This window comes from Acinetobacter sp. ANC 4169 (assembly GCF_002135355.1).
GTDB lineage: Bacteria > Pseudomonadota > Gammaproteobacteria > Pseudomonadales > Moraxellaceae > Acinetobacter.
The window spans coordinates 75646-101608 of sequence record NZ_NEGE01000015.1; the positions used below are offsets into that span (position 1 = coordinate 75646).

General features: G+C 41.4%; 24 protein-coding genes and 2 pseudogenes. 14 read left to right on the plus strand and 12 right to left on the minus strand.

The features are described 5' to 3' along the window. The first annotated feature begins 174 nt into the window (after nucleotides 1-174). Entirely contained in the window at nucleotides 175-390 is a 216-nt protein-coding gene (locus B9T26_RS12430; protein ID WP_086199996.1) for a hypothetical protein, read from the plus strand. A gap of 166 nt (nucleotides 391-556) precedes the next feature. On the opposite strand, the gene B9T26_RS12435 is transcribed toward B9T26_RS12430, so the two are convergent. Together B9T26_RS12435 and B9T26_RS12440 are read right to left on the minus strand one after the other, a co-directional pair. Next, nucleotides 557-1000 (minus strand): universal stress protein, encoded by a 444-nt coding sequence (locus B9T26_RS12435; protein ID WP_086199997.1) that lies wholly within the window; start codon nucleotides 998-1000, stop codon nucleotides 557-559. A 133-nt stretch (nucleotides 1001-1133) separates the two neighbouring features. Beyond that, nucleotides 1134-1577 (minus strand): universal stress protein, encoded by a 444-nt coding sequence (locus B9T26_RS12440; RefSeq protein ID WP_086199998.1) that lies wholly within the window; start codon nucleotides 1575-1577, stop codon nucleotides 1134-1136. A gap of 267 nt (nucleotides 1578-1844) precedes the next feature. Here B9T26_RS12440 and B9T26_RS12445 point away from each other — a divergent pair, with 267 nt between their 5' ends. The 3 genes from B9T26_RS12445 (at nucleotide 1845) to B9T26_RS12455 (ending at nucleotide 3851) form a co-directional block, all read left to right on the plus strand. Next, nucleotides 1845-2846 carry an alpha/beta hydrolase gene (locus tag B9T26_RS12445; RefSeq protein ID WP_227518811.1) on the plus strand — a complete coding sequence of 334 codons (1002 nt, stop codon included), beginning with the start codon at nucleotides 1845-1847 and terminating at the stop codon, nucleotides 2844-2846. An 87-nt stretch (nucleotides 2847-2933) separates the two neighbouring features. Continuing rightward, a complete protein-coding gene (locus B9T26_RS12450) occupies nucleotides 2934-3281 on the plus strand; it encodes a DMT family transporter (RefSeq protein WP_086175011.1) in 348 nt (115 codons plus the stop codon). Further along, on the plus strand, nucleotides 3282-3851 hold the full coding sequence (locus B9T26_RS12455; protein ID WP_086200000.1) for a TetR/AcrR family transcriptional regulator: 570 nt from the start codon (nucleotides 3282-3284) through the stop codon (nucleotides 3849-3851). Here the strand turns inward: B9T26_RS12455 and B9T26_RS12460 are convergent. The 4 genes from B9T26_RS12460 to B9T26_RS12475 all read right to left on the minus strand — a co-directional run bounded on the left by B9T26_RS12460 (nucleotide 3848) and on the right by B9T26_RS12475 (nucleotide 7856). Next, the gene (locus tag B9T26_RS12460; protein ID WP_086200001.1) at nucleotides 3848-5020 is read right to left on the minus strand and encodes a benzoate/H(+) symporter BenE family transporter; all 1173 of its coding nucleotides are present in this window, start codon (nucleotides 5018-5020) and stop codon (nucleotides 3848-3850) included. The two genes, B9T26_RS12455 and B9T26_RS12460, sit on opposite strands and share 4 nt — an antisense overlap. A 136-nt stretch (nucleotides 5021-5156) precedes the next feature. Next, nucleotides 5157-5807, minus strand: a complete 651-nt coding sequence (leuE, locus tag B9T26_RS12465; RefSeq protein ID WP_086200002.1) for a leucine efflux protein LeuE — start codon at nucleotides 5805-5807, stop codon at nucleotides 5157-5159. Between the two features lie 82 nt (nucleotides 5808-5889). Further along, nucleotides 5890-6879 (minus strand): transaldolase, encoded by a 990-nt coding sequence (gene tal / locus B9T26_RS12470; protein WP_086200003.1) that lies wholly within the window; start codon nucleotides 6877-6879, stop codon nucleotides 5890-5892. Between the two features lie 86 nt (nucleotides 6880-6965). Further along, nucleotides 6966-7856 (minus strand): LysR family transcriptional regulator, encoded by an 891-nt coding sequence (locus B9T26_RS12475; protein ID WP_086200004.1) that lies wholly within the window; start codon nucleotides 7854-7856, stop codon nucleotides 6966-6968. Between the two features lie 84 nt (nucleotides 7857-7940). On the opposite strand from B9T26_RS12475, the gene aceI reads away from it, so the two are divergent. Beyond that, nucleotides 7941-8372, plus strand: coding sequence for a chlorhexidine efflux PACE transporter AceI (gene aceI, locus B9T26_RS12480; RefSeq protein ID WP_086200005.1), 432 nt, complete (start codon nucleotides 7941-7943; stop codon nucleotides 8370-8372). A gap of 46 nt (nucleotides 8373-8418) precedes the next feature. Here aceI and B9T26_RS12485 read toward each other — a convergent pair whose 3' ends face one another. Both B9T26_RS12485 and B9T26_RS12490 read right to left on the minus strand, forming a co-directional pair. Next, the gene (locus B9T26_RS12485) at nucleotides 8419-8967 is read right to left on the minus strand and encodes a hypothetical protein (RefSeq protein ID WP_086200006.1); all 549 of its coding nucleotides are present in this window, start codon (nucleotides 8965-8967) and stop codon (nucleotides 8419-8421) included. 126 nt (nucleotides 8968-9093) lie between these two features. After that, entirely contained in the window at nucleotides 9094-10611 is a 1518-nt protein-coding gene (locus B9T26_RS12490; RefSeq protein WP_086200007.1) for an acetyl-CoA C-acetyltransferase, read from the minus strand. Nucleotides 10612-10851: 240 nt separating this feature from the next. Between B9T26_RS12490 and B9T26_RS12495 the strand changes: the two genes are divergently transcribed. The 5 genes and pseudogenes from B9T26_RS12495 to dnaX all read left to right on the plus strand — a co-directional run bounded on the left by B9T26_RS12495 (nucleotide 10852) and on the right by dnaX (nucleotide 17415). Then, on the plus strand, nucleotides 10852-12243 hold the full coding sequence (locus tag B9T26_RS12495) for a 3-oxoacyl-ACP reductase (protein WP_086200008.1): 1392 nt from the start codon (nucleotides 10852-10854) through the stop codon (nucleotides 12241-12243). A 166-nt stretch (nucleotides 12244-12409) separates the two neighbouring features. Beyond that, entirely contained in the window at nucleotides 12410-13264 is an 855-nt protein-coding gene (locus B9T26_RS12500; RefSeq protein WP_086200009.1) for a MaoC family dehydratase, read from the plus strand. A 77-nt stretch (nucleotides 13265-13341) separates the two neighbouring features. Beyond that, nucleotides 13342-14616 carry a serine hydrolase domain-containing protein gene (locus B9T26_RS12505; protein WP_086200010.1) on the plus strand — a complete coding sequence of 425 codons (1275 nt, stop codon included), beginning with the start codon at nucleotides 13342-13344 and terminating at the stop codon, nucleotides 14614-14616. A 76-nt stretch (nucleotides 14617-14692) separates the two neighbouring features. After that, nucleotides 14693-15142 (plus strand): annotated as a pseudogene (locus tag B9T26_RS12510) (copper resistance protein NlpE N-terminal domain-containing protein). Nucleotides 15143-15276: 134 nt separating this feature from the next. Then, nucleotides 15277-17415: a DNA polymerase III subunit gamma/tau gene (dnaX, locus tag B9T26_RS12515; protein WP_086200011.1), complete on the plus strand. Its 2139-nt coding sequence runs from the start codon at nucleotides 15277-15279 to the stop codon at nucleotides 17413-17415. Nucleotides 17416-17421: 6 nt separating this feature from the next. On the opposite strand, the pseudogene B9T26_RS12520 reads toward dnaX, so the two are convergent. Both B9T26_RS12520 and B9T26_RS12525 read right to left on the minus strand, forming a co-directional pair. Then, nucleotides 17422-17859, minus strand: a pseudogene (locus B9T26_RS12520) (acyl-CoA thioesterase). 160 nt (nucleotides 17860-18019) lie between these two features. Next, on the minus strand, nucleotides 18020-19180 hold the full coding sequence (locus B9T26_RS12525; RefSeq protein ID WP_086200012.1) for an iron-containing alcohol dehydrogenase: 1161 nt from the start codon (nucleotides 19178-19180) through the stop codon (nucleotides 18020-18022). Between the two features lie 116 nt (nucleotides 19181-19296). On the opposite strand from B9T26_RS12525, the gene B9T26_RS12530 reads away from it, so the two are divergent. The 4 genes from B9T26_RS12530 to B9T26_RS12545 are packed head-to-tail and all read left to right on the plus strand — an operon-like array spanning nucleotide 19297 to nucleotide 23046. Continuing rightward, entirely contained in the window at nucleotides 19297-19821 is a 525-nt protein-coding gene (locus B9T26_RS12530) for a low molecular weight protein-tyrosine-phosphatase (RefSeq protein ID WP_086200013.1), read from the plus strand. Nucleotides 19822-19833: 12 nt separating this feature from the next. Then, the gene (gene murB / locus B9T26_RS12535) at nucleotides 19834-20868 is read left to right on the plus strand and encodes a UDP-N-acetylmuramate dehydrogenase (protein WP_086200014.1); all 1035 of its coding nucleotides are present in this window, start codon (nucleotides 19834-19836) and stop codon (nucleotides 20866-20868) included. A gap of 7 nt (nucleotides 20869-20875) precedes the next feature. Next, a complete protein-coding gene (locus B9T26_RS12540; RefSeq protein WP_086200015.1) occupies nucleotides 20876-22003 on the plus strand; it encodes a YdcF family protein in 1128 nt (375 codons plus the stop codon). Then, nucleotides 22003-23046, plus strand: a complete 1044-nt coding sequence (locus B9T26_RS12545) for an alpha/beta hydrolase (RefSeq protein ID WP_086200016.1) — start codon at nucleotides 22003-22005, stop codon at nucleotides 23044-23046. The genes B9T26_RS12540 and B9T26_RS12545 overlap by 1 nt, the downstream gene beginning before the upstream one ends. A 399-nt stretch (nucleotides 23047-23445) precedes the next feature. Here B9T26_RS12545 and B9T26_RS12550 read toward each other — a convergent pair whose 3' ends face one another. After that, a complete protein-coding gene (locus B9T26_RS12550; RefSeq protein WP_086200017.1) occupies nucleotides 23446-25116 on the minus strand; it encodes an FMN-binding glutamate synthase family protein in 1671 nt (556 codons plus the stop codon). 565 nt (nucleotides 25117-25681) lie between these two features. Beyond that, nucleotides 25682-25963: IS30 family transposase (locus B9T26_RS12555; RefSeq protein ID WP_143223024.1), on the minus strand; the 282-nt coding region annotated here is incomplete at its 5' end.

Sequence of the window (25963 nt, forward strand, 5' to 3'; positions counted from 1 at the left end):
CTGTCATGTTAAGACTTAATTCCTATGGTGTCATCACTTTAAAATTGTCGAATTAATCACACTTTAGGGGTAATATAGGCATATATAAGCTCATCTTAGGATGAGCTTTTGTCATATTTAACAGACTGTGATTGCATTAGCCTGTGATTTTACTAAGTAGACTGGAGATTGGTTTTGTTAGTTAAAATTGAAGATGGTTTTTACCTAAATACTCAGCATATTATTGCAATTCGGGTTTCGAAAAATGCCACTGATGGTAATTTTGTTGTGACGATTGAATATACGCCAAATAATATTCAATCCATGGGAAGCTATGAGAAAGTTTTTAACAGCAAACTTGAAGCGGAAATTTTCCTACAAACCTTACATCAGCATATTTCTAAAGTATAAACAGGTGTTCAGGCCAAGATTGAAGGTGCAGACAGAATAGTTTTGGGCTCGCATGGTTAAGAGATATTTTCCATGACCGGGATCAAGTGCGTGATTGGCATGATGAACAGATGATTGATATATGTATATAAAAAAAGTCCCTGTAATACAGGGACTTTTTTGTGGCTTAGACTTTCATTATCAATACCGGAATAGGAGACTGGGTCAAGACTTCTTGTGCCACACTGCCTAACACCAATTTTTTAAATCCGGTTCGACCATGTGAGCCCATAATAATTAAATCAGCGCCCACTTCATCAGCTATTTGCATAATACCTTCAGCAGGTGATACGCCACGAACAATTTTGGTGTCTACTGCAATACCATCGCGAATGAAAGATTGCTTGATTTCTGCCAAACGCAACTGCGCATTTTTTTCTGCCTGAATAAAGTAATCGGTAATTGCGGGTGCGACCTTATAAAAATCTACACCGACAAAGGGATCAACGGCAATCACACTGGCAATGGTGACTTGGCAATTTAAAGGTTTGGCCAAGGCTAGTGCTTGTTCAACAGCTGCATAAGAAATAGGGGATTCATCTACTGGAACCAAAATATGTTTATAAGACATGAAATTTCCTTATGAATGTTGCTGAATGGATAAGAGTTCTAATGATTTATAGCCAGTTATGATGACCATCTGCTGCAACGCCAGAATCGATAAAATGAGCCTTGCATGGATTGAAAGGTTCATTTTGAAATACTTATTCTTTGACCACTAAAACAGGAAGCTTGGTGCCTTTTAAAACATCCTGAGCAAAGCTGCCCATTAAGAATTTTTGAAAACCTTTACGCCCATGAGAACCTATCACAATCAGGTCAGTTTTCAATTTTTCAGCAGTTTCAATAATGCCTTCTTCCGAGATATTGCCTTTAATGATTTGAGGCGTTGCAATGACTCCATTCTCGGCGGCAATAGCTTTAGCCTTTTCTAATGCCTTTTCAGCATTGGCATAAGCCTCAACAAAATATTCTTTCATGATTGGAGATGGATAATAGAAATCTGCTTCAGAAAACGGGTCTTCAGTGACCAGGCTGATCAGGGTTAATTGGCTAGAAAATGCTTTGGCAATTTGAGCTGCATTTTTAACCGCAGAGAAAGAAATGTCTGAGCCGTCAACTGGGACTAAAATATTTTGATAAGACATAAGAATGAGTCCTTAGAGTTTATTATGTAGCCATTATTTATACATAGCACATTGTGCTGGAATGATCAATTTAGTCTGTGAAAATTGTTTTAAAATTCATTAAATTATATAAAAATCATAAATATAAGTGTGTACTGTTTTGCATTTAAAACCGAGTTGAAAACTCAACTTTCGGATAAGTATTTCTAAATGTTTAAACAGGCATTAAAATGCGCAAAACATGGTTATTCCTCTCAAAATTATGGAGGGGACGTGAATAGGTCAAATGTGTATTCAAAATCTTTTAGTCTAAGTTTATGTTTTATTGCTGCACTATGCAGTAGTGGTTGCCAGAATGTCCAAAGTAGCAGCAAGGTCATTGCCAGCGTATTTAATGCCTCGACCAATGTGCAAAAAAAGTTTATAGATCGGCATGCGCCTGAAGTGTTGGCGCAAACCAATATTGCATATCTGCAAAATCCGGCGCTGCACCTGGATATTTACCAACCTCATGATATTGCAGCGTTGGGAATTCGGCCGACCGTGGTGTGGATTCATGGTGGTGGCTGGATTTCAGGTTCTAAAGAGCACGCTCGTGGCTACTTTAAACGTTTGGCTGATCAAGGCTATAACGTAGTTTCAGTCGAATACCAATTTGCTCCGCAAACCATTTATCCTGAGCAGCTGCTTCAGATTAATCAGGCACTAAAATTCATTAGCGATCATGCCGATGCTTACCAGATTAATCCCCAGCAACTGTATCTGGCGGGCGACTCGGCAGGGGCGAATTTAGTCAGTCATTATGCAGCTTTACTCAGTAATCCAGCCTTTGCGCAGCAGTCAGGGATTACACCGTTAATTCAACCTGACCAGATTAAAGGTTTAATTTTACATTGCGGTATTTATGATCTGAATGCATTTATTAATACGGCACCTGATGAACTCAAATTAATCGAATGGGGTGTATTTAACTTGGTTCAAGCCTATACCGGCAATAAGAAAGATGACGCAGAATTTTTAAAAAGTATTTCTCCCATTCAATATTTAACAGCAAATTATCCGCCGGTATTGATTAGTGGGGGAAACAAAGACTTTTTAACTCAGACCCAATCTATACCTTTTGTTAAAGCTTTGATCAATCAAAACATACCGGTAACGGAAATATTCTACCCAGACTCGAAAGAGTTTTTAGTCCATGAATATCAGTTTATGATGAGTAAAAAAGCCAGTCAGCAGACATTTCAACAAACGATTCAATTTATTCAAAAATATACTCCTGAAATATTTTAAAAAGGCTTAGAAACTGAAAATAGACTTGCAGAAAAAATTCTAAACACATAACATACCTACCGTAAGGTATGTTTTTGGATTTAAGAGATGAATTCGATATTATTTGCTTATGGGCTGCTGGCATGTGCCATTATTTCGGAAGTCATTGGTTCAACATTTCTGGTGAAGTCTGAAGGTTTTACCAAATTATTGCCTTCGCTGGTGGTGGTGGTTTTATTTTCATTGGCTTTTTATTTATTGTCACAGGTGATTAAAGTCATTCCACTGGGTATCGCTTATGCAATTTGGGCCGGGGTGGGGATTGTGCTCACCGCATTAATTGGCTACTTTATCTTTCGCCAAAGTTTAGATCTGCCTGCCATGCTTGGGATTGCCCTGATTGTTTCAGGGGTTGTGGTGATTAATCTTTTTTCTAATTCTACAGGACATTCGTGAATGCTCGACAATCCGCATCAGCGTAAGAAAGAACCCCAAGTCATCCGTCAGGCAATTCTGCAACATGCGATTGCTTTGGCAGCAGAAAAAGGCGTGAATGGAGTGTCTATACAGGCCGTTGCGGATCTGGTTGGCGTGACCAAAGGCGGCGTGTTTCATCATTTTCCCAGTAAGCAAAAATTACTTGAGTCGATGGTGGTCTCGCTTTTACAACAATTGGATGTGGTGATTGATCAGCTTATTGTTCAAGATAATCAACCCTATGGCAGTTTTACCCGTGCTTATATTGAAGTGACATTGGAAAAACAGGTCTTGGGTTTGGAGCATTCTTGGTCTGCCATTTCTATGACCATGCTCACAGATAAAACTTTCAATGAATATTGGATTCAATGGCTCAATGAACGTTTAATCAAGCATCATCAGACCGACTCAGATATTGAACTGAAAATTTTACGTTACGCGGCAGATGGAATTTGGCTGACTGCATTCACTGAAGTGGAAGATGTAGCTGAAACGCAGCGACTTAAAACAGAGTTAATCGCCCGAAGTTATCGGGCGAAGCTGGATTAAGATTTATTTTTAAACTTGAAAATGAAGTGAACAACAAGTCCAAATAATAGTCCCCAAAAAGCCGAACCAATACCGAAAAACTGAATACCGGAAGCACTAAATAAAAAGGTCAGTAGCACAGCTTCTCGTTCAGCAGCTTGATGAAAGGCCAATGCAATGTTATGACCAATGGTGCCTAACAGTGCAATACCGGCCAAAGCAGTAATAAATACGCCAGGGAAAGACATTAAAATACTGGTCAGTGTCGCGGCAAACAAACCCATTAAGATATAAAAGAAGCCGCAGCTTATTCCCGCAATATAACGTTTCTTGCTGTCAGGATGAGCCTGATCATCCAGACTGATAGCCGCACTGATGGCGGCAATATTCACGGAAAAACATCCAAAAGGCGCGAAAATGGTTTGTGCTGCTCCGGTCCAGCCGATCAGCTGGTTCACATTTGGTTCATAACCATAGCTTTTGATCATGGCAAGACCGGGCAAATATTGGGATGCCATATTAATGACAAACAAAGGGAGCGCCAAACCGAAAATGGCCGACCAGCTAAATTCAGGCGCCATCCATACTGGTTGAGCCAGACTGAACTGAATGGTTGAGGCATGAAACTGTAAAAACAGAGGACACAGTGCAATACCGGCAATCACCGTGATGACAATGCTATAACGTGGAGACAGTCGTTTAGACAGAATATAGACGGCCAATAATAACAGGATAAACCCCCAGTCATTTTGCATGCTGGCAAACAGTGCAATACCAAATTTCAGCAACACACCTGCGAGCATGGCACTGGTTAAACTTTGCGGAATGTAGGTTAAAACTTTCTGGAAAATACCGGAAAAACCTAAAATCGCTGTCAGCAATCCACAAACTAAAAATGCCCCAATCGCCTCATAGAGACTATAACCATTGGCTGTGGCCAGAATTAAGGCCAGCCCTGCAGTTGACCATGAGGTCGCAACAGGATATTTAAACTTCCAAGACAGGATTAAACCGCTTAAACCAATGCCCAAACCCAGTGCCCAGAACCAGGAGGTGATTTGTGCTGTAGAAGCCCCCAAAAGCTGAGCAGATTGAATCACCAATACAGAGGAAACACTGATACCGACAAGGAAAGTAATAAATCCTGCAAAGACAGCAGGAATGGAAAAGTCTTGGAGAAGTTTTTGCATAAATCCTTTGCAATGTGCATCTTATAATGATTGAAAAGTGTACCAATCATACGCCTTTCATTCTTAAGCGAAAAGACATCATGATTTAAATCTAAAGTTTATTTAAAGATTTAGCTTGCTTCAGTTCGCCTGAAAGCTACAAGGTGGAAGTCGCAAGTTTAATACCAAAACCACAAAATAACAGTCCCACAGCCGCTACACATGTAGCCGTCACTTTATAACGGGAAGTGAAATAAGATGCGAGTTTTGCTCCAGAAAAAATCAGGATGGTTAAATAACTCATACTAATAATCTGTAGTACAACTGCAAGAGCGCTAAAGGTAATCGCCGGATAGGGATAGGTCGGATCGACAAACTGCACAAAAAAGGACAAGTAAAACAAAATGGCTTTGGGGTTTAAAATACTAATGGTTAATGCGGTCTTGAAAGGGTGAAGCTGTTCAATATTCTCTTCAACTTGAGTAATTTCTTTTTGAGAATGTAGCGAATTCCAGCTGTGATAGGCAGCAATCAGTAATTTTATGCCCAAATAACTTAAGTAAATGGCACCCACTATTTTCAGTAAGATAAATAGCCAGGGGAAAGCATGTAGTAAGGATGCTGCACCAAGCGCTGTGAGGATTATTAAAATGAGATCACCAGTATAGACACCAAAAGCACTTTTATAACCGGCTTTTATGCCAAAACGTGAAGCGATGGACATCACATAGAGCGAATTTGGGCCAGGTAATAATACGATTAAGGTTGTACCAATAATATAGGTGCTGAGATCGGTTATGCCGAACAAAATAAACTCTCAAATCATCAAAAAAAGCCGACCTGTTCACTATAACAAAATCGGCTTTTTTATAGGGGGGAATAAGGGTAAATTAAGCTTTAATTTCAGCATCTAAGCCAAAAGATTGGCGCAATAAAGTACTTAATTGGTCACGTGCTTTAATAAATCCGTCAATTCCGCTTTGTAAAAGCTGTGAAGACATCAAGTCATGTTCAATTTGGTCTTTAAATTTTTCTTTGCTTAAAGGTTCCACCTGATGTTGACAATGCGCTTGAGCATGATTGTTAGAAAGCTGGGCAACTACTTCACGCTGATCTTGTTCCAGTTCTGCCAGAAGGTTTGGAGAAACAGTGAGCAGGTCACAACCCGCCAATCCAAGGACCTGATCGATACTGCGGAAACTTGCGCCCATCACTTCTGTTTTGATGCAATGCTGTTTGTAGAAATGATAAATCTGTTTAACTGAAAGTACACCCGGATCTTTCTCAATAGGATAATGATCGACATTTTCGGCTTTTTTGAACCAGTCTAAAATACGACCGACAAACGGTGAAATGAGGGTGACATTGGCATCGGCACAGGCTTGAGCCTGATGCAAGCCGAAGAGCAGGGTCAGGTTACAATGAATGCCTTCTGCTTCTAATGCTTTGGCTGCCTGAATGCCTTCCCAAGTCGAAGCAATTTTAATCAGGATACGGTTTTGATCAATACCATAAGTCTTATATAAATCCAGCAATTCTTTGGCTTTGGTGATGGTGGCTTCAGTATCATAAGAAAGCGCTGCATCCACTTCGGTGGAAACTCGTCCTTGAATCAGTTTCAAAATTTCCACACCAAACTTGACCGTGAGTATATCGATGGTACGCTCAATTAAAAGATCGCCGCTATATCCTTCTGATTTTGCCTGTTCAAAGGCAGCTTCAATCAGTTCCTTATTTTCGGCTTGATTGGCTGCGGCTGTAATCAGTGATGGATTGGTTGTTGCATCAAGTGGACGAAATTTTTCGATCGCGGAAAGATCACTACTGTCGGCAACAATGGTGGTTAAGTTTTTTAATTGATTTAAGGCTGATTGAGTCATTGTCGTCTAGTTCTTAAAGTTATTTCCCATATTTGTTATATCACAATCTGCTTTTATCCAAAGTAAAAAGCACGTATAAGCCCTGTCTATTTTGTGTTTTTTCTCGAATTTCGGATGTGATTAATCAAAAAATGAGCAGCTGCACCGAGTTGACTTTCACGACTCCAGACCAGATCGACAAAATATTCAAATTTAGGACTGAAATCCAGGAAGTTAAGTATTTTAAGCTGTTGTTGAATATGAGGATTCTGATTTAACATTTCTAAAGGTAAAACGCCCCATCCCAAGCCTTGCTGAATCATGGCACATGCCGATAAATGGTTATCTGTGCGCCAGTAGGTTTTTGAAAACAGCAATTCCGGCTTGATGCTTCGGTCGCGACTTGCCACCACTATTTGCCTGCTTTGCAGAATTTGCTCATAGCTCACCTGCTCAAATGTGGCTAATGGGGAGTTGATCGCTGCAACAGGCACCAAGGCCTCACGTTTAAGTTCGACAAACTGTTCACGTGCTTCCAGCTGTTCACGTTCAAACATGAGTGCCAATTGCGCCGTCTGGTTGAGCAGCATTTTTAACGCATCTTCCTGCGGCGCTGAAAAAATATTGATTTGCAGTTCTGGAAACTGTTTTTCCAGCAATGAAATATAGTCAATCCACTTGGTGTGCAGCAATTCAGAAACCACCACAATATTTAAAGCGGATTCCAGACCCTGACTCAGGGCAAAAGCCTGCTGTTTCCACTGGTTGATTTCAATAAGCAACTGTTCGGTTTTTTCGTATAGCGTCAGGGCTTGAGGGGTAGGTACTGGCTCGCGGCCAACACGGGTGAATAGCGATAAATTGAGATCAATTTCCAGATTGGCAATTGACATGCTGACTGCAGATGGAACTTTACCGAGTTTTCTCGCAGCCGCAGAAAATGAGCCGCTTTCAATCACAGTCTTAAAAATAATCAGTTGTTCTTGGTTAATATTCATCTATCAAAACTTTTGAAAGAATCTAATTCGATTAATCAATATTATCAAAATAAAATACCTTCATCCAAGTGAAAGAGTTTTAAAATGTTGATTTCCAAAAGAAGGATTATTCATGCATTGAGCTATGAGACGATCCTGCTGGTCATCATTGCGATTGCGTTAAGCTTTATTTTTGATATGCCTATGCAAGTGACGGGTACGCTAGGTATCGCTATGGCCGTGACTTCAGTGATTTGGAATATGACTTTCAATCATTTTTTTGAAAAGTTTGAAGCCAGACGCAAACTGAAAAGAACGGTCGGTGTGCGTATTTTACATGCGATTGGTTTTGAAGGTGGCTTGATGCTGGCGACCATTCCTATGGTGGCTTATGCCTTGGACATGCCAATCTGGCAGGCCATTTTGACTGATCTCAGCATGACCCTGTGTATTCTGGTGTACACCTTTATTTTCCAATGGTGCTATGACCATATTGAAGCTTCGATGGGTTATCAACCTGAATATCGTCAAAGTTAATGCGGTTAACTCAATAAATTAAAAGCCAAACTAAGTTATGGCTTTTTTATTTCATTTTGCGACCCTCCAATGCATTAAACAGCATCAGGGTCAAAAAGATGATCAGTGAATATTGTAAGAAGGAAAAAATTAAACTGAGATATTTAGGCGCATGATAGAGCAGATAAGCCATTAAATAGCCTTTACTATTTCGGGCTGGTAAATCATTGGAGATTAAAAACCATGTTAGGTTTAAGAACAGTACGATAAAAATAAAAAAGATAATCCCGAGTGGCTTATACATACTTTGTTGCTTAGATGGGAGCGCACGAATGTGTTGTTTTAATTGTTGCTTGGCTGCAGCATCTAGACCAATAAAAAAGTAACTATAGGCAATAATTAAACTGGTGATCCAAGTGCACAAAGCAAAGAAATCATTCAAGATTTTATGCGCTGTTGAAATGGTAGAGGCTTGGGTGGCAGGTAAAATACCGTAAAAAGAAAACTCAAAAGAAATCAGGATAAAGGCAATAATCAAGGGAACAATAAAAAAGTAATAGCAAGGGGCAATGTTAGATAAAGAATCGAAAATTAAGCTTGGTTTTTTATTGTACATGGCTTGTTAGAAACTATTTAAAGTGTCTGTTATTTTAAGATTTTTATTCAATTTTTAAAATATGAAATAAAAAATACCGCTTGCATAAACAAACGGTATTTTCATTGATCTGGTGAAGCAGCGAGATTATTTTTCAATAATCGCTGTTACACCTTGACCACCTGCAGCACAGATCGAAACCAGAATACGACCTGAACCTTTCTGGTTAAGCAACTTGGCAGCAGTTGCAATAATACGACCACCAGTAGCTGCAAATGGATGACCAGCTGCTAAAGACGAACCTTTAACGTTCAATTTGCTACGGTCAATTGAACCCAGTGGAGCATCCAGGCCTAAACGCTCTTTACAGAATTTAGGATCTTCCCAAGCTTTCAAGGTAGAAAGAACTTGTGATGCGAATGCTTCGTGAATTTCATAGTAGTCGAAATCTTGAAGTTTAAGTCCAGCACGTTCAAGCATACGTGGAACTGCATAAGCAGGTGCCATCAACAAGCCTTCTTTTTTCTCTACAAAATCTACTGCAGCAGTTTCCTGGAAAGTTAAGTAAGCCAAAACTTCATGACCATTGGCTTTAGCCCATTCTTCAGAAGCTAAGAGTACACAAGATGCACCATCAGTCAGCGGAGTAGAGTTACCCGCAGTCATGGTACGTGCATCACCTTTACCAAATGCCGGTTTAAGTTTTGCAAGTTTTTCTGCTGAAGAATCTGCACGTAAGTTGTTGTCACGCTCTAAACCAAGGAATGGTGTAATCAGGTCATCGAAGAAACCTTCTTCGTATGCTGCCGCCATTTTTTGGTGTGAAGATGCAGCAAGTTCATCTTGCGCTTCACGAGAAATGCCCCATTCAAGCGTAGTAATTGCTTGGTGGTCACCCATAGACAGACCGGTACGTGGTTCACCATTTTTAGGTGCATCCATTAAATCTTTTACATTGATTTTTGTTAAAGCTTTTAAACGGTCTTTAGCAGTTTTAGCAATGTTCAGTTCAAGCAAAGCTTTACGTAAACCATCACCGAAAGCGATTGGTGCATCAGATGTGGTATCTACACCACCAGCAACACCCACTTCAATTTGACCTAGCGCAATTTTGTTTGCAACCAAGAACGCAGCTTGTAAACCGGTACCACATGCTTGCTGAATATCGTAAGCAGGTGTTTCTGGAGCAAGTTCAGTATTTAACACACACTCACGCGTCATGTTAAAGTCACGGCTGTGTTTTAAAACTGCGCCAGCAACAACTTCGCCTAAACGTTGGCCTTGTAAATTGAAACGCTCAACCAGACCATTTAATGCTGCAGTAAACATGTCGCTGTTAGACGCAGTAAAGTAAGCACCGTTTGAACGGGCAAAAGGAATACGGTTACCACCGATAATAGCAACGCGGCGAACTGTGTTTTGGCTCATGGTTTTATCCTGTTGAACAGACGTTTGAGTTGTAGATTCAGGTTTTGTTGTAGCTGAAGTAGTCGTTTTACTACGTGGTGATGTGGAACGAGTGCGAGTCGTTTTCGTCGTAGTATTTGCTGGCTTGGTTGCCGTGCCAGAAGTTTTACTTGTACGCGCAGTACTTTTTGATGGTTTTGACACAGTTTCCGTAGCAGAATTTTCGACTGCCGGATTTTCTTGAGTTGTTTTGCTCATCAGGCTTTTCCAAGCATTTTACAGTATTCTTGACAAGTACATTAACACAATCTAAAAACAGCTGAATTGACTAAAATGACATTAGGCAAAGCATTCAGGTCAAGACATCCATTGTTTAACTCAAGTATGATTCTATCGAAACTGATGGATGTATTGAAATATAAGTGCCTGACATCATATTGAAGTTAAAAGGATATGTTCAAAACCATCAAAAATTAATTTGTAAGAGAGATAATAAACATGACTGATCAATACCAAACCTTTGCAAAATCTCCTATTGGTAAATTTGTCATCAAAAATTTAGGTTTGCCGTCCCCAATTTCTTTAGAGCGTTTTGAGTCAGCTTCACCAGTAGTGAAAGGTGCGGTGTTATTTGGTGCTGCACCATCTAGTACATTATCGGGTGCAATTGCACAGGTTTTGGCCAATATTCATGCCAATGGCTATGCAGGTAACAATGCAGATCTGCAACAGGCTGCTGCAAAGGTTGGTTTAAACCTGAGTGCATTCAATGAAGGCGACAAAGAGTCAAAATTTAAGGCAGTTATTTTTGATGCTTCAGGTATTCAAAACTCAGAACAGCTGAAAGAACTGTATAATTTCTTTAACCCGATTGCACGTCAAATTCAGGCTTCAGGCCGTGTTGTCGTTGTCGGTATTAGCCCTGAAACTGCAAAAACGGTAAAACAGGCCATTGCTCAGCGTGCGCTTGAAGGTTTTGTTAAATCTGTGGGTAAAGAATTCAAGAAAGGTATTGCAGCACAACTTGTTTATGTCGATGAAGGCGCTGAAGCCAACCTTGAATCTACAGTGCGTTTTGCATTATCTCCGCGTTCTGCTTATGTGTCTGGTCAAGTCATCCGCGTTTCTAAGGCAGATGTGGTAGATGTAGACTGGGCTAAACCGCTTGCTGGCAAAACTGCCGTGGTAACAGGTGCAAGCCGTGGTATTGGTGAAGCGATTGCTCACGTACTTTCACGTGATGGTGCGCATGTAATTTGTCTGGACGTTCCACAACAGCAAGCTGATCTGGACCGTGTTGCGGGAGAGATTGGCGGTTCAACCTTAGCGATTGATATCACTGCTGCGGATGCCGGTGAAAAAATTAAGGCTGCTGCAGCTGCTCAAGGCGGTCTGGATATTATTGTGCATAACGCAGGGATTACCCGTGACAAAACTTTGGCCAATATGAAGCCTGAGCTTTGGGATTTGGTCATTAACATTAACTTGTCTGCGATTGAGCGCGTCAATGATTACCTTCTTGAAAATGATGGCTTCAATACAAATGGTCGTATTGTGTGTGTATCTTCTATCTCAGGTATCGCAGGTAATTTAGGTCAAACCAACTATGCAGCATCTAAGGCGGGTGTTATTGGTGTGGTGAAATTCACAGCACCAGTTTTGAAAAATGGGGTAACCATTAATGCCGTGGCACCAGGCTTCATTGAAACTCAAATGACTGCTGCAATTTCATTTGCGATTCGTGAAGCAGGCCGTCGTATGAACTCGATGAGCCAAGGCGGTTTACCGGTTGATGTTGCTGAAACGATTGCAATGTTTGCATCAACTGCATCTACAGGTTTAAATGGCAACGTGGTTCGTGTGTGTGGTCAAAGCTTGCTAGGGACTTAAGTAATTCTCTTAAAAAAGTTCCCTCTCCTTTAAGGAGAGGGTTAGGGAGAGGTAAAATTCTTTTAATTTTACATTGGGAGAAGTCTTACCCTCATCCCAACCTTCTCCCAAAGGGAGAAGGAGCTTTCAATACAAATTGAAATAATAAAACTTCCAAAGGTTCAGTATGAATACTCGCCATTTTAGTCAACTTCCAAAACCTTATTTAGCTTATCCAAAGGTAATTCAAGGCTTGATTTTTAAAAAGCCGAAGGGTGAAAAAGTGCTGCCGCAAGTTGAATATGTGGTGGATTCATTCAAGGTCGATCAAAAGCATCTTAAAGCTTACAATGAAGTGTGCGGCTTCAAAAATAATGGTTATATTCCTGCCATTTATTTAGCGGTGCTGTCGCAAAGCCTGCAGATGCACATGATGACGACAGAAGCTTTCCCATTTGCAATTTTGGGCTTGGTGCATATTCGCAACCAGATTAAACAAAGCCGCAAAGTGGGTACCAATGAACAGTTAACTTTGTCTTGCAAGTTTGGTGAGTTGCAACCGCATGACAAGGGCGTGCAATTTGACTTTATTACCACGGCGAAAGTCGGCAATGAAGTGGTGATGGAAGGGACAACCACCTATTTAGCCCGCCAAAAAACCGATACCAAAGCTGCGCCTAAACTGGTAGAAAACAAAACACCTGCCTATGAATTGAATGCAGAATGGAATGTGTCTGAAAATACTGGTCGTCGTTATGCTTTAACCTCTGGTGACTTTAACCTGATTCATATCCATGCCATTACGGCAAAAGCATTCGGTTTTAAACAGGCGATTGCACATGGCATGTGGAGTAAGGCGAGAGCGCTGGCCAGTTTAACTTTGCCAGATGCTTATGAAGCTGATGTCTGGTTTAAATTGCCGATGTATCTTCCTTCAAAAGTAGAATTCTTGACCGCTCAGGAAGGAAAAGATACCGAGTTTTTCATTCGAAGCAGTAAAAACAAAAAGCCGCATGTCTCGGGAAGTGTGAACGCACTTTAAGACCAAAGCCTAAGTCACTGTTGATTTAGGCTTTTTTGTTTTAAGCTCATGGAAAATAGATTTCTAGGGATGGAATGATGCAGCAACTAAAAGATTATCTTTTTGCTAATACAGCAAATTATCAAGGCCATGTCGATGAACGATTTATAGACCTTGCCACACAATTCAGTCGCATGCAGGATGCACGGACAGATTTAGGTGGCGCGGCTTTGGTGGTTTATTTTCAGGGACATAAAGTTGTTGATATCTGGACAGGGAAAAAGTCTGAAACTGAAAGCTGGCAGGCAGATACCTTGTCGGTATGTTATTCCACAGGCAAAGGGGTTTTATCTACCTTAGCGCATATTTTAGTCAGTGAAGGTTTTTTAGATTACGATATCCCCGTTGCACAGTATTGGCCTGAATTTGCGCAACAGGGTAAAGACAAAATTACATTAAGGCATATGCTGAGTCATCAAAGTGGCCTATATGATATTCGTAACCAAATTGCTGATGCTTCGGAAATGGCTGACTGGCAGCATATGCTGGACGTTATTGCCAAAGCCAAACCACGTTTTGAGGTGGCTACAGATGCAGCTTATCAGCCCTTAACCTTTGGCTGGCAAGTGGGGGGTGTATTGGAAAAAGCTACCGGACAGTCATTAACGGCATTAATGCAACAATACCTGCTGCAACCTTTAGCCCTTAAAGCTGCTTATTTTGGTGTGCCTCAAGATCAATTACAGCAAATTGCCCGTTTGCTGCCCAAGAAACAGCGTGAAAATTGCATTACATCAGCCTCATCAGCGCATCCTAAAAAAACGGTTCAGCAGAAAGCACGCAAGGCATCTCCCTTAGATAAGCTGTTGGAACTTTCTGGACAAAACCCGCAAGATTTTCAGGATGCCATGATTCCCAAAGGCATGAAAAATTTTAGCTTTTTTAGTGATGAAGGTTTGCAAGCGATTATTCCTGCTGCCAATGGGGTATTCAGTGCAGACAGTCTGTCCAGAATTTATGCCATGCTCGCCAATGGTGGTGAGTGGCAAGGGCAGCAGTTGATACGCCCTGAAATCTTTAAGCAATTAAGCCAAATTCAATATACCCGGCGTGATCGGATCATGCCGTTGCCTATGCATTGGCGGTTGGGTTATCACCGGATTTTAACTTTAGGAAAATCATCTTCCGGATTTGGGCATATGGGTTTTAATGGCTCCGGCGCATGGTGCGATCCTGAACGGGGTTTAAGTTTTGCTTATACCCATAATTTTACCACCGCTTCCATTACTGGTGATTACCGGCTTTGGAGCTTAACCCAGGAAACGCTACGCTGTGCCGATCAGGTCTTGGCGGGACGTAAAGGCTGGTTTTAATTTGCAACATTTTGCGTGAGAAATTAACGGAAAAATATGCTACTTTGCCTGCGATTTTAACTGCTGTTGATGTTTTATGAAAAATGTGGTGTTGATTCCTTTGGTGGCAAGTGCTGCATTACTGGGATGTCAGGAGGCCAGTCAATCGGATCTGCAAAGCAAGGCATCGATAGAATCACAAAAGTAACTGGCAGCATGGGCAGGAGAATATCAGGGTACAACGCCGTGCATGGGCTGTTTATCCCGTTGCGAAGATTGTCCGGGCATGGCTGTGACTTTAGCCCTGCATGAAGACAAAACCTATACCTTAACCCGTGAAAGTTTAAGCGGTCATAATGAAGTCGAAACCTTGAAGGGTAAGCTACGCTTTACAGATGAATCAAAGCAAAAAATTGAGCTGGTGAATGTGGCAACGCGTAATTTGCTTTATGTGGATTTGGATAAGCAGTTGCTTGAAATTCGTCAAGATCAAAGCGGTAAAAGCTACCAGATGCAAAGTGATTTTCTTTTAGGCAAGCTGAGCTAATTCTATTGAATGTATAAATAAAAATTTCCTATTTGTTTGAGTGAAATACAGGATTTTTATTGTTCATACTCCCGCCATTTATTTCACTATTTTATAAAAAAACAGTATGCTTAGACCTGTAAAAAGGAGCATACATGTATCAAGTACTTGCACGAAAATACCGTCCACGTAATTTCAATGAATTGGTGGGGCAAAACCATGTGTCACGCGCACTGACGAGTGCCTTGGAACGTGGTCGGTTACATCATGCGTATTTGTTTACCGGGACTCGTGGGGTAGGTAAAACCACCATTGCACGTATTTTGGCAAAATGTCTGAACTGTGAAACTGGCGTGACCTCAACGCCGTGTGAAGTGTGTGCCACTTGTAAGGCGGTGAATGAAGGCCGTTTTATCGACCTGATTGAAATTGATGCGGCATCGCGTACTAAAGTTGAAGATACACGTGAATTATTAGATAACGTTCCCTATGCACCTACCCAAGGTCGGTTTAAGGTTTACCTGATCGATGAAGTGCATATGCTGTCTACGCATTCATTCAATGCCTTACTAAAAACATTAGAAGAACCGCCTGAACATGTAAAATTCCTGTTTGCGACAACCGATCCGCAAAAGCTACCGATTACCGTCATTTCGCGCTGCTTGCAATTCACTTTACGTCCGCTGGCAGTCGATGAAATTACCGAACATCTGGGTAATATTCTAAAGCAGGAACAGATTCAGGCCGAACAGGATGCGATCTGGCAAATTGCTGAATCTGCCCAGGGGTCATTACGTGATGCCTTATCTTTAACCGATCAGGCGATTGCTTATGGTCAGGGTGAAATTCAGCATCAAGATGTTAAAGACATGCTGGGCCTGATTGACCGTACTATCATTTATGATTTGATCTTGGCCATTCATCAAAACCAGAAAGCCCGTGTCAGTGAATTGCTTATGCAATTTAGACAACAGGCGCTGGATGTATCACTGGTTTTGGATCAGTTGATTTCGACCTTGCATGAACTGGCATTGTTACAGTATCTGCCTGAACTGAGCTTGAAATACAGCGCTGAAATCAATCAAAAGATTATGCAGTTGTCGCAACGCATTTCAGCACAAGATTTGCAACTGTATTATCAAGTGGCCTGTAAAGGCCGTGCTGACCTGCAACTGGCAGTCACTCAAGAGCAGGGCTTTGAAATGTGCGTGTTACGCTTATTGGCGTTCCGTCCATTGCAGCCCAATGAAATTCCTGTATCACAAACACCAGTCGTTACACAGAACGTTCATCCAGTCGTACAACAGGCGGTTGATTCAGAGATGTTGCACCAGCAATCATCGCAAAAGGTAGCTGTAGAGCCGATCACATCTGTTGAATCAGCACCTGTATATGATGATTTTGATGATGGTCAGTATGACGATGACCCATTTAATGAGGTTGCAACTCAATCTGTTTCCTTAGATGAACCGAGTTCTGATGACTTCTTAGATGCAGAATTGGAACAACAAGCAGAATTTACTGAACCTGCACAGCAAAATACAGTTGAAACGCCAGCTATAAATCCTGCAGCCGCTTCAGATTCAGACCAAATTGTCTTTGATCCTGCTGCTGCTGATGTCTTATTTGGTATGGATGATGAGATTGCCGTAGAACCTGTGGTTGAAGCAAGCAGTGATGATTTCCTGTTTGATGAAATTGCACCTTTACCGACTGATGAATCTTCATCGATTGAATCTCAAGTTGAAGTTCAGGTCCAAGTTCAGCAACCTGTAGAAGATGCAGCACAAGATTCATTATTTGATTTGGCACCTGAACCGGCTGTTCCGGCACCTCAAGATGTACAAGGCAATTTGACAGATACTTCATCGAAACTGATGCCACAGGATATTCTACAATTAAAGCCTCAAGTTCTTGAAGGTGAGTGGACAGTGGATAAATGGGAGTACTGGTTCCGAAACAGTGAATTATCACCTGCAGTTCAAGAACTTGCTCAACAAGGGGTAATGACCGGACAGATCAATGGTGAATCGATTTTTCAAATTCCAAAGCAATATGAAGCCTTATTGACTCAGTTGCAGCATGCCTTGGAACAGGCATTAAAAACCGAATGGCCGGGTACTCATTTTCAGGTTCATTATGCAGAAGTAGCAACTACAACGCCGTATAGCATGCAAACTGAGCGTAAGGAAAAAGCCTATGCACGCGCGGCAGAGCTACTACATGCAGAACCAGCGGTCAAAGAGCTACTGCAAAATTTTGAGGGTGAAATACAGAATATCCAGCTTAAATAAATTTATTTATTTATTCACACTATATTGATATAAAGCATCCCGCATTTTTATTGGAATCGGGGTGCTTTTTCGTGTCTGGCGGTCGACAAATACATGCACGAAATGCCCCTGTGCAGAAGCCACTTCATGGCCCTGTTTAAAAATGGCTAAATCGTATTGTACGGATGAATTTCCCAGTTTAGAAATCGTCACACCGACATCAATAATTTCGGGATAGGACAGTTCCTGAAAAAAGCTGCATGCCGAATCCACCACTAATCCAATCACGGGCGAATAGCGAATATCAAAATCTGCCTTTTCAATCAGTAGGGAATTGGCGGCAGTATCAAAATAACTGTAATAAGTCACATTGTTGACATGTCCATAGATATCATTATCGGACTAGCGGGTTTGAACTGGTAAAAAATATGAAAAATCTGCACGTCGTTTAGGTATCTGTTTCATTGGTATAGTCACTTTAATGATTTCATTTTTTTACTGGGAAGCCCATGAAAATTCAAGTTAAAAATAGGTCATCTCAATAAAACTGGATGACCTGTAATAACTGTAAAAGCAATTTGGATATTACTTAAATCTTTGTTTTTATCAGCAGTATAAGTTTGATTTATGCATAAATGGCTTGATAAATTTCCCGTGCGTCATGTTGGCTGAGATCACGCGGGTTGTTTTGCAATAACCGGGTTTGTAGCATCGCATCATTGGCCAGTTGCTCAAGCATATTTTCAGGAATATTTAAATCTTTCAGCCTTAAAATCAGGCCACTTTTATCTAAATGATTCTGCATGTGGTCAATAAATAAATCACATAAACCATCTGTACTGCCGTTGCTTTTCGGATCCAGCCAGCACATCAATTCAGCATAGAGTTGCTTTGCATTTGGTGCATTGAATTTTAACACTTCGGTTAAAACCAAAGCATTGCTATGCCCATGAGAAATATGGAAATGTCCACCTAGGGGATAAGCCAGCGCATGGACTGCTGCGACGGGTGCATTGGCAAAGGACTGGCCAGCCAGCATGGAACCAACCAGCATGTTTTGACGGGCTTCTAAGTCCTGACCATCTTTTAATACCAGACTTAGGTTTTTATTGAGTAATCTTAAAGCCTGCTTGGCTAACATGTCGGCATAGGGATTTTTTTTGATTTTGGAGGTGTAGGCCTCAATAGCATGCACCATCGCATCGATGCCGGTCGCAGCCGTGATATGGGCGGGCAAGTTTTGAGTAAAGGTTGCATCTAAAATGGCGACATCTGCAAATAAAACAGGCGAGACAATGCCTGTCTTGGTGGTTTCGCCAGTGGTGACAATAGAAATGGGAGTAACTTCGGAACCTGTACCTGCCGTGGTGGGAACTAAAAACAGCGGTAATCTAGGGTGTTTGGCATTATTTACGCCATATAAGTCCTGCAAGTTCTGTTGTTGCTGTGGATGCGCCAAAACCGCAATCACTTTGGCAACATCCAGTGAACTGCCACCACCGAACCCTAAGATGATGTCCGCTTGTTCATTTTTGGCGAAGTTTACGGTGTCCAATACAATCTGTTCAGGAGGATCTGCCTGAATGTTTGAATAGATCGCATAGGGCAGCCGAATGGTTTCTAGAATTTCAATAATCGGCACATGCAGCTGCTGCTGAATCATGCCGGCATCGGTGACCAATAACAGTTTTTTATAAGAATGTTGTTGTAATAATGGCTTTAACTCATAGATCGAGCCCAGTCCTGAAATAATATTCGAGACGGTTTGAAATTGAAAATGGCTCATCTATTGCTTCCTTTTTGATATCAAAATCAAGATTATTGTTTTAGTGTTCTATAGGATTCATCCTCTAAATAACTTAACATAAGACACCTGAAAATAAAGCAGTAATTGAGGTTGTTATGTCATCCCAAACGCCCTATAAGGTGTTATGTGTATGTTTAGGAAATATTTGTCGCTCTCCCACGGCAGAAGTGGTTCTTAGACATTATTGTGATAAACAGCAACTTAATATTGTAATCGACTCCGCAGGAACCAGTAATTATCATCCCGGAAAAGCACCAGATGAGCGTAGCCAGAAACATGCCTTAAAACGCGGTTATGATTTATCATCGTTACGGGCGCGCCAGCTGAAACCGCAAGATTTTCTTGAATTTGATCTTATTCTGGCGATGGATCATGAAAATTTATCCAATATTCAAGCACTTTTACAACAGGCTGAAACGGCCTATGCTACCAGTCAAATTCGGGCAAAAATTGCATTGATGAGTGAATACGATCAGAATTATCCCAAACAGGCCTTGCCGGATCCCTATTATGGTGGGGAGGATGGTTTTGAACGTGTACTCGATCAGTGTGAATCGAGCAGTCTGGCCTGGGTCAATATTTTTAAACAACAGTTCAAACAACAGATAGATATGAAATAAAGGTTTAAGCACATGAATATTCAAACGCAAATTCAACTTAAGCCTTTTAATACCTTAAGTCTTGATGCAACAGCATCGCATTATGTGAAGGTTCAATCTACAGCTGAATTGGTGGATGCCTTAAATTATGCTCAGCAACAACAGTTGAATGTGCTGATTCTGTCAGGTGGTAGCAACATGCTATTGCCAGAACGGATTTACGCGCTGGTTATTCATATGGATATTCAGGGCATTGAAGATATTCGAGAAGATGAACACAGCAAAACTATTCGCGTTGGCGCTGGACAAGTCTGGCATGACTTCGTGTTATGGACGACAGAGAATCATTTATATGGCCTGCAAAATCTGGCGCTTATTCCTGGTCTGGTGGGTGCGTCTCCGGTGCAGAATATTGGTGCCTATGGCGTGGAAGCGGGCGAGTTTATCGAATCGGTTCAGGTTTATGATCGTTTGCTGGAACAATTCAGCATTATCTTGGCTCAAGATTGTGATTTTTCCTATCGGCATAGTATCTTTAAAGATGATCCGAATCGCTTTGTGATTACTCATGTGACTTTTAAATTGCTTAAGCACGCACATTTAATGTTGAATTATGGCGATCTCAAGCAGGCAGTAGGCGATGAACAAACCGCTGAAAACCTGCAAAAGCAAGTGATTCAAATACGTCAAACTAAGCTGCCAGATCCCAAAGAATATCCAAATGTGGGAAGTTTCTTTAAAAATCCGATCATTTCGGAACAATTATTTGACCATTTAGCACAAACATTTCCGAATTTGCCCCATTATCCTCAGGCCAAAGGTGGCGTTAAAATTGCAGCAGGCTGGTTAATCGATCAATCGGGCTGGAAAGGTAAAAAACTGGGTGTGGTCGGCATGTTTCTTAAGCAGGCCTTGGTACTGGTGAATTATGATCAGGCCAATCTGGCGGATGTTCAAGCCACTTACCATGCTGTACAACATGATGTACAGCAAAAATTTGATATTTTGTTAGAACCTGAACCGGTACTGTTTGATGAAACAGGTTTAATTCGTTCACACATGGAATAAGAGAAAGATGGCGAAATCACATTGGATGGTTCGACTGGTACAAACAGCTTCAGTGCTATTTGTATTGTTCGGCTGTTTCATGGTTTTGATTTATTCGCCATTTTATTCTGGTTGGGTGGTGGGTGCGCTGAACAGTCTCGTGCCTGTAGAAGTGAATCAGGTAGCGGCAAAAAGTCAGCAAATGGCAGCCTTGAGTGAACATGAAAATCTGGAGCCTGGTTCCAAAGTCTGGATTGCCCGTCAGGCCTATCTCAAATTGATGGAAGAGGCGATCCAATCGCATAATTCACAGGATCTGGTATTGATTCAAGCGCGTTATAAAGCCTTGCAACAAATGATTGAGGACGCACAACAGCAAGAAAATGATGATCAGGAAAAACCACAGATTCCATTACTTGCAAAACCCGCATCTGAAGCAGCTGAGTCCGAAGATCCCGCTCAAGCGGTCAAAGATTTATTGGACTTGAACAGTAGGGAAAATAAAGCGTTGATGGAGAAATATGTAGAATTTCTTCGCACCCATAAAATTGAACAGGAACAAGTCGCTAAAGAACCTGTCGATGAAACCATCTATCAGGATATTGCCCTGATTCAGGAGCAAAATGAACAATCACAGCCACAAACTTCTAAACCTTATGCAATTGTGGTCCTGGGTGGTGGGCTGACACTGGATAAAAATGGCAAGGATATTGTGGTCAATAAATATACCCGCCTGCGCCTGGAAAAAACCTTAGCCATAGAACAGCAGTACCGCTTACCGATTGTGCTGAGTGGTGTAGAAGCACCTTATATGCAGCGCTGGTTAAAAGCGCATGATGTCGATGCAAAACTGCTGGAAGACCGCAGCATGAATACCTGTGAAAATTCGCGTTTTAGTTCATTGTTATTGCAAAAAAAGGGTGGAGCACCGCGGGTGATTCTGATTACCGACCGTTATCATATGCCGCGTACCCGTCGTTTATTTGCATTAAATGGTATTGAAACTGTCCCGGTAGAAGCACCAATGCCTACACGTCTGACAAACTGGCGTCCAAGTGAACGAAATTATGATCATAGTCGCCGTGCCAATTATGAAATGCTAGCTACGATTCGCGATGTCTGGTTTGGTTCCAGTGATTGCCGAGAGGTACCTTAATGACCGATATCCCATTTTTGAATCCAACTATTTTAAAACAGCTGGATTTACCCGTTCCAAGTCGTGAAACCACCCCGCAATTGCTTGAAGCCTTAAATCTGAATAAACCCTATCAGCCTTCCGTAGAAATACAGGCTTATCGTAAATTATATGGTTTGCATTTACTGGATTGTGAGCATTGGCAAGGCTATGTGCAAATGCCTTTGTTTAAACTGCATGTACAGGTGTTTCAACCAAATCTGGAAAAAATTGCCTTGCCGAAAATACGCGGCACGGTATTTTTACTGCACGGCTATCTGGAACATAGCGGGATTTATCAGCCAATTATTCGTGAATTGCTGGAACAGGGTTTTAGCGTTATTACCTATGATTTGCCTGGTCATGGCCTGAGTGATGGTTCACCGGCAAATATCAAGAATTTTGACCATTATCAGCAAGTGTTGCATGCGGTTTATCACTACATTAAAAATGCCGATCAATTACCGAAACCCTGGTTGGGCATTGGGCAGAGTACCGGTGGTGCCATCTGGATGCATCATTTGCTGGAATTTGCACAGCGTCGTGAAAATCCCTATGTAGACCGTGTGTTATTGCTTTCACCACTGCTTCGACCAGCCAAGTCGGCGTGGTGGCATAATTCGGTCGGTCTGGGTATTATCCGACGCATTAAACGTCAGGTGCCGCGACATTTTAGACGTAATAACCACAATCCGGAATTTCTGCGTTTTGTCCGCTTAAAAGATCCATTACAGCCCCGTATGATGGGAATGGACTGGATTTTAGCCATGTCGAAATGGATGCAGGAAATGGAAGCGCGTCCTCCTTGTCGCATTCCAGTCTGGCTGGCACAAGGTGCACAGGATCAGACTGTGGACTGGCGTTATAACATTGAGTTTATTCGCCGCAAGTTCCGCTTGCAGACCTTATTGATGCTGGAAGAAGGTTCACATCAGTTGATTAATGAACGTGCTGATATTCGTGCCGCCTTAACCGGTTTGATTCCTGCTTTTTTACATGCCCAAAGTTCACAGGGCTATTATTAAAATGTGCATAATGCATAGATAAAAAGAGGTCCTAAGACTAATGCTGATCAGTTAAGGAGTTTAGAAATAAACTCTTTAATTTTTTAGTAAGTCATGGCGGAGTCTTACCGTTTTAAATCAGACCCTTGCAGCTCATTTGTTACTTTGGTTTCGCCCAAAGTAACCAAAGGCATTTGTCATCCGCAAAACTCGTCAACCACTATCAACTAGCAAATTTGTCGCAAAAACAATCATTTTTAAATGTAGTCCTGCCTCAAACAGTTGCGGATGACTTTTCCACATATCAAATACAATCATGAATTTAAAAAGAAAAATGCCAGTCAATTTCTTAACTGATCAGCATTAGGTCCTAAGACCTCTTTTTTTGTTCTATACCAGCTTACTTATTATTAAGCAGCGTTAAAACTGTCCTGCATCGGCTAAATTCCACATCTTAAAATAAAAGTTTTCTGCATCTTTACCCTGGCAAGAAAGCAGTTCACCTGCTTTTAACCAAAAGTGTAATTGCGCATAGTTTTTAATTTCCCGGTCATTGATACGCTGTGCTAAATGATGAGGCTTGATATCCGCCGGATGTTTTAGGCCCGCGGCCGCAATCATTTCCGATAGCGCAAGCATGGTGTTTTGATGAAAATTGAATACACGTTGCGCTTTGGTGGGCACATGTAGTGCCTTCTGCCGCTCTTGATCCTGGGTGGTTACACCAACTGGGCACTGATTGGTATGACAACTTTGTGCCTGAATACAACCTACGGCAAACATAAAGCCTCGTGCCGAATTGATCCAATCTGCGCCAATGGCCATGGTGCTGGAAATATCAAAGGCACTAATGATTTTACCGCTTGCGCCGACTTTAATCTGATCTCTTAAACCGGCACCAACCAGGGTGTTATGTACAAACAGTAAACCTTCACGCAAGGGAGTGCCCATATGGTCAATCAGTTCAATCGGGGCTGCGCCAGTGCCACCTTCAGAGCCATCCACCACAATAAAGTCGGGTACAATCTGAGTTTCTAGCATGGCTTTGACAATACTCATAAATTGCCAGGGCTGACCAATGCAGAGTTTAAAGCCCACCGGTTTGCCGCCTGATAAATCACGCAGCTGCTGAATGAAATGCATCATTTCAATAGGGGTGCTAAAGGTGGAATGTTTGGAAGGTGATACACAATCATGATCCCGGCTAACACCACGAATTCGGGCCACTTCTTCGGAAATTTTTTCTTTGGGTAAAATACCGCCATGCCCGGGTTTGGCACCTTGCGATAGCTTGATTTCAATCATTTTAATTTGCGGTAGCAGTGCCTGCCGGGTAAATTTTTCCGGATCAAATTGTCCATCCAGTGTACGGCAGCCAAAGTAAGCACTGCCGAGTTCCCAGACAATATCGCCACCATGTTCCAGATGATAAGGGCTAATGCTGCCTTCACCGGTGTCGTGGTAAAAATTGCCCATTTTCGCTCCCAGATTCAATGCACGAATGGCATTGGCACTTAGACTGCCAAAACTCAGGGCCGAGATATTCATGATGGAAGCGTTATAAGGCTGCCGGCATTGATGATTGCCAATGATGATGCGAAAACTGGCAGGATCTGCAGGTTTGCACGGTGTAATGGAATGGGTAATAAAGCGATAGTCTTGTTGATAGACATTAATAATGGAACCAAAAGGTTTATCGGCATTTTCATTTTTGGCCCGTTGATAGACCAGGCTGCGTTGCATGCGAGAAAATGGCAGGGCATCCTGATCGGCCTCAATAAAATACTGCCGAATTTCAGGGCGAAAATCTTCAAAGATAAAGCGGAAATGACCCATGATCGGATAATTTTTCAATATCGAATGCTTGTTTTGTAAGACATCATATAAGCCAACCAGCATCAGGATGCCGGAAATTAGCCATAAGGAATTCAGCAGGGTGTCAGAAATAAAATAATAGATATAATGCGGGGCATAAATAATCCGGAACCAGCTAATGGTTAAGGCAATGAAAATAAAACTAAACCAGACTGAGTATCGTGAAAAAAAAGTATTTAAAAGCCGATGTCTAACAATCTGAACAGGACCTGGCATTCCATTTTTCCATACCATTATGAATCATTTAAATGTGCCTATTTTATATACAGGCTACAAGTTTTGATTTGTAAAACTCCTGCTATGGTCAGTGCTATGGTCAGATAGGCGAAGCTATCTTCAAGTGGTTCTTCTCAGTCAATTTAATGCAACAAGCATCACGATAAAATTGTACTTATCTCTAGTGAGATTGAAGCAATGACAAGTTTCAGTATCTTGAATATGAATAGTGTGCAAAAGAAATCCAGAATAAATGCTTAATAAAAAATCAGCTTAACGCTTCTGATCTTATGATTTCCCATAATCCAGTTTGTGTTTTACATTAGTTTTACCTAAGCCACAGAGGAAATGTGTATGACAATGAAATCTATTCGATTTAACAGTGGAGATCTGGCGTGCTAAAGCACAATGTCTGTTTCTTGCTGAATAAAATCAGTCGCCATCAGGCTTTAAACAGGGGTGAAAAAATAAAGCCTGATATTGTTGAAGCCCACAACACAAGAACAAAAAATAGATCCAAGCAGAAATATCCTATAGTCCCAAACATTGGGACTTTTTTTATTTCTTAGATTAGCATTTGAAGTGCAACACCATGTTGTTGCCATAATACCTGACTCGGACTTTTAAAGCCGAGTCTTTTTCTTGGCCGATGATTCAAACGTTGAGTAATTTCTGAGATATATTCATCCGTATAGGCATTCAAATCACTGCCTTTTCTAATATATTGCCTGATTAAGCCATTGGTATTTTCATTCGTGCCTCGTTGCCAGGCGCTATAAGGATCAGCGAAATACCAGTCTATCCCTAATTCTTCAGCAGCATACTCATGCAGGCTGAACTCCTTACC